The following is a 6,040-nucleotide window of genomic DNA, read 5'->3' on the forward strand; positions in this document are numbered from 1 at the left end:
GCATGACCGCACCCATCCTGACCCGCCTGGCCAGCCCGGCACGGCTTTGGCTGCTGATGGCCCTGGCGAGCGCCGCCCTGGTGGCCGGCAGCGTCGCCCTCACCCAGGCGCTGCACCTGCACCCGTGCTACCTGTGCGTATTCCAGCGCTTCGAGTTCCTGCTCATGGCCCTGCTCGGGCTGGCCGCCGCGCTCGGCCGCGACCGCCCGGCCGGGCTGGTCGCCGGGCTGCTGTTCCTGCTCTGCGCCGCCTCCGGCAGCGCCGTGGCCGGCTACCAGGTCTGGCTGCAGGGCCAGCCGGGTGCGGAATTCCTGTGCGCGGGCGGCGAACCCAACGCCATCGAGTTGCTGGTCAAGTGGCTGAACGCCCGGATTCCGGTGCTGTTCAAGGCGCGCGGCAATTGCGCCAGCCGGGAACTGGTCATCCTCGGCCTGTCCCTGGCCGGCTGGGCGCTGGTCGCCTTCGTCTCGGCCCTGCTGGTCGGCGCCCACACCCTGTGGCGCGGCCTCCGGCGCGGGCCGGCCGGCTAGGCGCTCAGAACTCGTTGCGGATGCGCTTGTAGCCGCGCACCAGTTCGAGATTGGTCTGGGCCACGCTTTCCGAGAAATCGGTCTGATCGGTGGTCACCCGCACGACGCGCGCCAGTTCCGCGTCCGAGTGGACGTTGGTGGTGGACGGGATGTGGAAGCCGGGCGGCACGTGGCAGCCCTCGACCACCGAGTTGTGGCGCACCACGGAGCCGTCGCCGACCTCGCAGTTGAAGAGCACCGAGTTGAAGCCGATGAAGACGTTGTCGCCCACCCGGCAGGGGCCGTGGACGATGGAGCGGTGGGCGATCGAGGTGCTCTCGCCGATGGTCACGCCGGCGCCGGCCTTGCTGTGGATGACGACGCCGTCCTGGATGTTCGAGTTGGCGCCGATCACGATCGGGTCCATGCCGCCGTCGTCGTCGACCTCGTCGGCGCGGATCACGGCGTAGGGGCCGATGAATACGTTCTGCTGCACGACCACCTTGCCGCACAGGATGGCGGTCGGGTCGACGAAGGCGGTTTCGTGGACGACCGGGAGGTCGCCATTGGGATTGCGGCGGATCATTGGATGCTTCCTGTTTGACTAGACGACGACACAGACCAACGGTCCGCCCGCGGCGCGGGCACGGGTCAGCGCGCCCGGAGGTCCTCCGGCAGGGTGCCGGCGGGGCCGTCCTGGCCCATGCCCAGGCTGACGAGCCAGCCGTGCAAACCACCCAGCAGGGCGCCGATTATACGCTGGCCGTCCCGGGTCGAAAGTCGGGCGATCTTGCGCACCATGTCGTTTTCCTCTCGTTTCAGGCCGACGCCGGCGCCGGTTCGCCGGCCGCGACCCGTCCGGCCACGCCGCACTGGTTGAACACCCGCCGGTCGCAACCCGCGCAGACGTTGGCGTCCAGGCGCTCGGCGAGGACCTCGATGGGCCGTACGCCGACCGGGAACAGGTTGTATTCCTTGACGTCGTCCATGTAGCCGCCCCGCTGCAGCATCTCGGCCACCGCCGGCTTCATGCGATAGAAGTACAGGGCGCCGCCCTTCTGGCGCCAGTGCCGGGCCTGCTCGGCGATGAACTCGGCGCCGGCCAGGTCGACGAAGTTGACCCCGCTCGCGACCACCACCAGGTGCCGGAGCTCCGGCTCCTCCTCCTCGAGCTCCTGGATGCGCTGCTGCAGGTGGGCGACGGCACCGAAGAAGATCGAGCCGTTCAGGCGGATGAAGCGGATCTGCGGGCACTCCTGCTCGTCCTCGACCGCGAAATAGTGGTCGCTGGCGGCACTGCGGTCGGGCAGCACGGCCTCGACGCCGGGCCGCGAGGTGCGGTACAGGTACAGGGCCAGGGACAGGGCGATGCCGAAGAAGATGCCCTTCTCGAGGTCGATCAGGGTGCCGATCAGGGTCACCCAGAGGACCACGGTCTCCTGCCGGCTGACCTTGGGCAGGACGCCGATATGGTGGACGTCGATCAGGCCCCAGGCGACCAGGAACAGGATGCCGGCCATGGCGGCGGTGGGCAGGTAGGCGGCGAGCGGCGCCACCAGGAGCAGGATGACGGCCAGGAACACCGAGGCGAACACGGCCGCCAGCGGCGTGCGGGCGCCGGCCGCGTAGTTGACGCCGCTGCGGTTGAACGAGCCGGACGCCGCGTAGCCGGAGAAGAAGGCGCCGACCAGGTTGGACAGGCCCTGGCCGATGAACTCCTGGTTGCCGTCGATGTGCTGGCCCGAGCGGGCCGCCACGGCACGCGAGATCGACACCGCCTCGGTCAACGCCAGCATGGTGATGATCAGGGCCGGGAAGGTCATCTGCGACACGGAATGGAAGGAGAAGTCCGGCATCGACAGGGGCGGCAGGCCGGACGGCAGGGCGCCGACCGTCTTGATGTGGGTGGTGTCGACGCCGAAGGCCGCGTTGACGGCGACGGCGACCAGGCTGCCGGCCACCATGGCGGCGATCATGTAGGGGATCTTGGGCAGCCAGCGCTTCACCGCGATGCCGACCAGCAGGGTCACGACGGCGACGCCGGTGACGTAGGGGTTGACCTGGCCGAGCTGCTCGACGAACAGCTCCAGGACCTTGAAGAACGGCGTCCCGCGCGGGATGTCGACGCCGAAGAAGTTCTTGATCTGGCTGCCGGCGATGAGCATGGCTGCGCCGGCCGTGAAGCCGATGACCACCGTGTGCGAGATGAAGTTGACCAGCACGCCCATGCGCGCCAGGCCGAGCACCAGTTGGAACAGGCCGGTCAGGAAGGTCATGGTCAGGACCAGGCCGATGAACTCCGGCGAGCCCGGGTGGGCATAGGGGCTGACCGACGCGAACACCGCGATCGAGATCGCCGTGGTCGGGCCCGAGACCAGGTGCCACGAGGAACCGAACAGGGCGGCGACGACGGCTGGCGCCATGGCCGCGTAGAGGCCGTATTCGGGCGGCAGGCCGGCGATGGTGGCGAAGGCGACCGCCTGGGGCAGGACGATCATGGCCCCGGTCAGGCCGGCCATGAGGTCGGCGCGGGTCGTCTCGCCGTTCACCATCGGCCACCAGCGCATGAACGGGAAGGCGCGGTAGACCCACAGCGGGCAGCTCAGATTTGGCAGAGAGATTGCTTTTTGCAACATAGTGGTTGCATTCTAATATACTTATCCCGGTTCGGGACAGGGGGGTCATGTCGGCCGCCTCGGAATCGCCACCGGCGAGTGCCCTTTTCCGCGTTTCCGGTTCAAAATTCGGGCCATGCGCCTGCTCATCATCGAAGACAACCGGGACATCACCGCCAACCTCAGCGACTACCTGTCGCCCCGCGGCCACGTCATCGACACCGCCGGCGACGGCATCAGCGGCCTGCACCTGGCCGTGACCCAGGATTACGACGCCATCGTCCTGGACATCATGCTGCCCGGCATGGACGGGCTCACCCTGTGCCGCAACCTGCGCGGCGTGGCGGGCAAGCACACCCCCGTGCTGATGCTCACGGCGCGCGATTCCCTGGACGACAAGATCCGCGGCCTGGAGGCGGGCGCCGACGACTACGTGGTCAAGCCCTATGCCCTGCGCGAGGTCGAGGCACGCCTGAAGACCATCGCCCGGCGCGTCCTCGCCCAGGGCCAGAGCCGGGTGCTGCGCATCGACGACCTGTGCTTCGACGTCGGCACCTACCGGGTCGCGCGCGGGGAACGCCGCATCGACCTGCCGCCGATCCCCTCAAGCTGCTCGAGCTGCTCATGCGCGCCTCGCCCAGGGTGGTGCCCAGGCAGGAGATGGAGGCGGCGGTGTGGGGCAACCACCCACCCGACAGCGACGCCCTGAAGGCCCACCTGCACGTCCTGCGCGGCGCCATCGACAAGGCGGACGAAATCCCCATGCTGAGGACCGTGCGCGGCGTCGGCTACCAGCTCGCCGGCCATGAAACGCCGTAGCCTGCGCGTCCGGGTCGCGCTCATCTTCGCCGGCTTCGGCGCCCTCATCAGCCTGATCCTGTCGATCGCCATCTACGTCGCGGTGCACGACTTCGGCCAACGCCTGATCTACGAAACCCTGCACGCGGAGAGCCAGGACTACCTGGCGCGCCTGGCGCGCACCCCGGACGCCATGCTGCCCGCCACCCGGACCCTGAGCGGCTACGCGCTCGGCGACCCGGATCCGCGCCGGGCCGGACCGCCCGCCCTGGCCGTGCTGCCGCCCGGCAACCGCGCCATCGAGCTGGACGGCCGCCCCTACCTGGCCCGGGTGGTCGAATCCGGCAACCGCCGCTACGCCTTCCTGTTCGACGTCGGGCCGCAGCTGCAGCGCGAGCGCAACTTCCTCTACTACCTGATCGCCGGCATGGTGGCGATGACCGGCCTGTCCGCCCTGGGCGGCTTCTGGCTGGCGCGCCGGGTGGTGGCCCCGGTGACCGACCTGGCGGCGCGGGTGGCCGCCCTGGAGGCGCCCGCGGCCGCCGTACCGGCGCCGCCGCGCCCGAGCCAGGACGAGGTCGACGAGCTGGCCCATGCCTTCGACCGCTACCATGCCCGCATCCAGGCCTGCGTCGAGCGCGAGCGCGCCTTCACGGCCGACGTCAGCCATGAGCTGCGCACGCCCCTGGCCATCATCCGCGGTGCCGTGGAAGTCCTGGAAAGCGACACCGCCCTGAACAACAGCCAACGCCAGCGCATCGCGCGCATCGAACGCGCCAGCCACGACATGACCGACCTGACCGGGGCGCTGCTGCATCTGGCGCGCGAGAGCGGCGCCGGCGACGGGGCCGAGGAAGGCTGCTCCATCGCCGAGGTGGTGCACGGCTCGGTGGCCAAGCAGCGCAACCTGGCCGGGGACGGCGGCGTCGAGTTCCATGTCGACGCCGAGGCCGACCTCCAGATCCGGGTCGCCAAGACCCTGGCCGCCGTCGTGGTCGACAACCTGATCGACAACGCGGTGCGCCATTCCCGCTCCGGCCGCATCCACGTCCGGCTGGCGGAGCGCCGCCTGGAGGTCAGCGACAGCGGCTGCGGCATCGCCGAGGACGAACTGGAACGGGTGTTCCGCCGCCACTACCGCGGCGTCGCCTCGGACGGCGCCGGCATCGGCCTGTCCCTGGTCAAGCGCATCTGCGAACTGCACGGTTGGCGCATCGCCATCGCCAGCCAGACCGGTTCGGGCACCACGGCAACGCTGATCTTTCCGCCCGAATAGCCGTCTTCACCTGATTTTTACCTGACGGCAACCCACTCTTAACCATGGCGCCTGTAGGATTATCGCGTCCCCCCGGCCGCACGTACGGTTCGGGCCAAATCAATTCACCCGGTACGTCCAGCGTCCCGGGCATTTGCTTCACCCACAACGAGGAGATGACACTCATGAACGAGCAATTGAACCGGCGCAGTTTCCTGAAAATGAGCGGCGCCATGCTGGCCGCCGGCACGGCGGGCTGCGCCACCGGCCTGACCGGTTCCGCGGTAGCGGGTTCGTCGGCCGCGGTATCCAGCGGCAGCATGGCCAACCTGCCCAAGGCCAAGGGTCCGCGCCTGGTGGTCGTCGGTGGCGGCACCTCCGGCCTGACCATCGCCAAGTACGCCAAGAAGGCCTATCCGAAGTTCGACGTCGTGCTGGTGGAAAAGCGTGACATGTACTCGTCCTGCTTCTCCAGCAACATGTGGTACGCCGGCGTGATCGACCTCGAGTTCCTGGCCGACCATAGCTTCCTGGATGCCGCCGTCAACAACGGCTACGTCTACTTCAACGCCACCGTCACCGGCCTGGATCGCGCCGGCAAGACCCTGGTCACCAGCGAAGGCGACATCAAGTACGACTTCCTGGTCATCGCCCCCGGCATCTCCTACGACTACGACAAGATCGGCGTCAAGGACGCCGGCGTCCAGGCGGCCCTGCGCCAGATGTACCCGGGCGGCTTCATCTCCCCGACCGAGCACGTCACCCTGCACCGCAAGGTCCAGGAATTCGAGGGCGGCGTCTTCGTCCAGACCGTCCCGTCCGGCAACTACCGCTGCCTGCCCGGCCCCTACGAGCGCGCCTGC

At 69.0% G+C, this 6,040-nt stretch carries 8 protein-coding genes; 5 read left to right on the forward strand and 3 right to left on the reverse strand.

The features are described from left to right. Positions 1–2 precede the first annotated feature (2 nt). Positions 3–530, forward strand: coding sequence for a disulfide bond formation protein B (locus EZJ19_RS00710; RefSeq protein WP_131444392.1), 528 nt, complete (start codon positions 3–5; stop codon positions 528–530). A gap of 4 nt (positions 531–534) precedes the next feature. On the opposite strand, the gene EZJ19_RS00715 is transcribed toward EZJ19_RS00710, so the two are convergent. From EZJ19_RS00715 to EZJ19_RS00720, 3 genes are all read right to left on the reverse strand, one after another. Beyond that, complete coding sequence (locus tag EZJ19_RS00715) at positions 535–1,095, reverse strand: gamma carbonic anhydrase family protein (RefSeq protein WP_131444393.1); 561 nt, start codon at positions 1,093–1,095, stop codon at positions 535–537. A gap of 65 nt (positions 1,096–1,160) precedes the next feature. Further along, positions 1,161–1,310, reverse strand: a complete 150-nt coding sequence (locus EZJ19_RS15700; protein ID WP_165873398.1) for a hypothetical protein — start codon at positions 1,308–1,310, stop codon at positions 1,161–1,163. 17 nt (positions 1,311–1,327) lie between these two features. Then, positions 1,328–3,145, reverse strand: coding sequence for a SulP family inorganic anion transporter (locus EZJ19_RS00720; RefSeq protein ID WP_131444394.1), 1,818 nt, complete (start codon positions 3,143–3,145; stop codon positions 1,328–1,330). Between the two features lie 115 nt (positions 3,146–3,260). Here EZJ19_RS00720 and EZJ19_RS00725 point away from each other — a divergent pair, with 115 nt between their 5' ends. From EZJ19_RS00725 to EZJ19_RS00735, 4 genes are all read left to right on the forward strand, one after another. Then, positions 3,261–3,833, forward strand: a complete 573-nt coding sequence (locus EZJ19_RS00725) for a response regulator transcription factor (protein WP_276320087.1) — start codon at positions 3,261–3,263, stop codon at positions 3,831–3,833. Next, the gene (locus EZJ19_RS16835; RefSeq protein ID WP_276320088.1) at positions 3,785–3,943 is read left to right on the forward strand and encodes a winged helix-turn-helix domain-containing protein; all 159 of its coding nucleotides are present in this window, start codon (positions 3,785–3,787) and stop codon (positions 3,941–3,943) included. Before EZJ19_RS00725 ends, EZJ19_RS16835 begins: the two co-directional genes overlap by 49 nt. Then, on the forward strand, positions 3,930–5,198 hold the full coding sequence (locus EZJ19_RS00730; RefSeq protein WP_131444395.1) for a sensor histidine kinase: 1,269 nt from the start codon (positions 3,930–3,932) through the stop codon (positions 5,196–5,198). Before EZJ19_RS16835 ends, EZJ19_RS00730 begins: the two co-directional genes overlap by 14 nt. Before the next feature lie 164 nt (positions 5,199–5,362). Beyond that, the coding region (locus EZJ19_RS00735; protein ID WP_165873399.1) for an FAD-dependent oxidoreductase at positions 5,363–6,040 on the forward strand (678 nt) is incomplete at its 3' end.

The organism is Parasulfuritortus cantonensis, assembly GCF_004337445.1.
In the GTDB taxonomy this organism is placed as follows: Bacteria; Pseudomonadota; Gammaproteobacteria; order Burkholderiales; family Thiobacillaceae; genus Parasulfuritortus; species Parasulfuritortus cantonensis.

Bases quoted from the DNA above. Each gene is read 5' to 3' on its own strand.
- EZJ19_RS00710 (WP_131444392.1), top strand. From the start codon at position 3: ATGACCGCACCCATCCTGACCCGCCTGGCCAGCCCGGCACGGCTTTGG.
- EZJ19_RS00715 (WP_131444393.1), bottom strand. From the start codon at position 1,095: ATGATCCGCCGCAATCCCAATGGCGACCTCCCGGTCGTCCACGAAACC.
- EZJ19_RS15700 (WP_165873398.1), bottom strand. From the start codon at position 1,310: ATGGTGCGCAAGATCGCCCGACTTTCGACCCGGGACGGCCAGCGTATA.
- EZJ19_RS00720 (WP_131444394.1), bottom strand. From the start codon at position 3,145: ATGTTGCAAAAAGCAATCTCTCTGCCAAATCTGAGCTGCCCGCTGTGG.
- EZJ19_RS00725 (WP_276320087.1), top strand. From the start codon at position 3,261: ATGCGCCTGCTCATCATCGAAGACAACCGGGACATCACCGCCAACCTC.
- EZJ19_RS16835 (WP_276320088.1), top strand. From the start codon at position 3,785: ATGGAGGCGGCGGTGTGGGGCAACCACCCACCCGACAGCGACGCCCTG.
- EZJ19_RS00730 (WP_131444395.1), top strand. From the start codon at position 3,930: ATGAAACGCCGTAGCCTGCGCGTCCGGGTCGCGCTCATCTTCGCCGGC.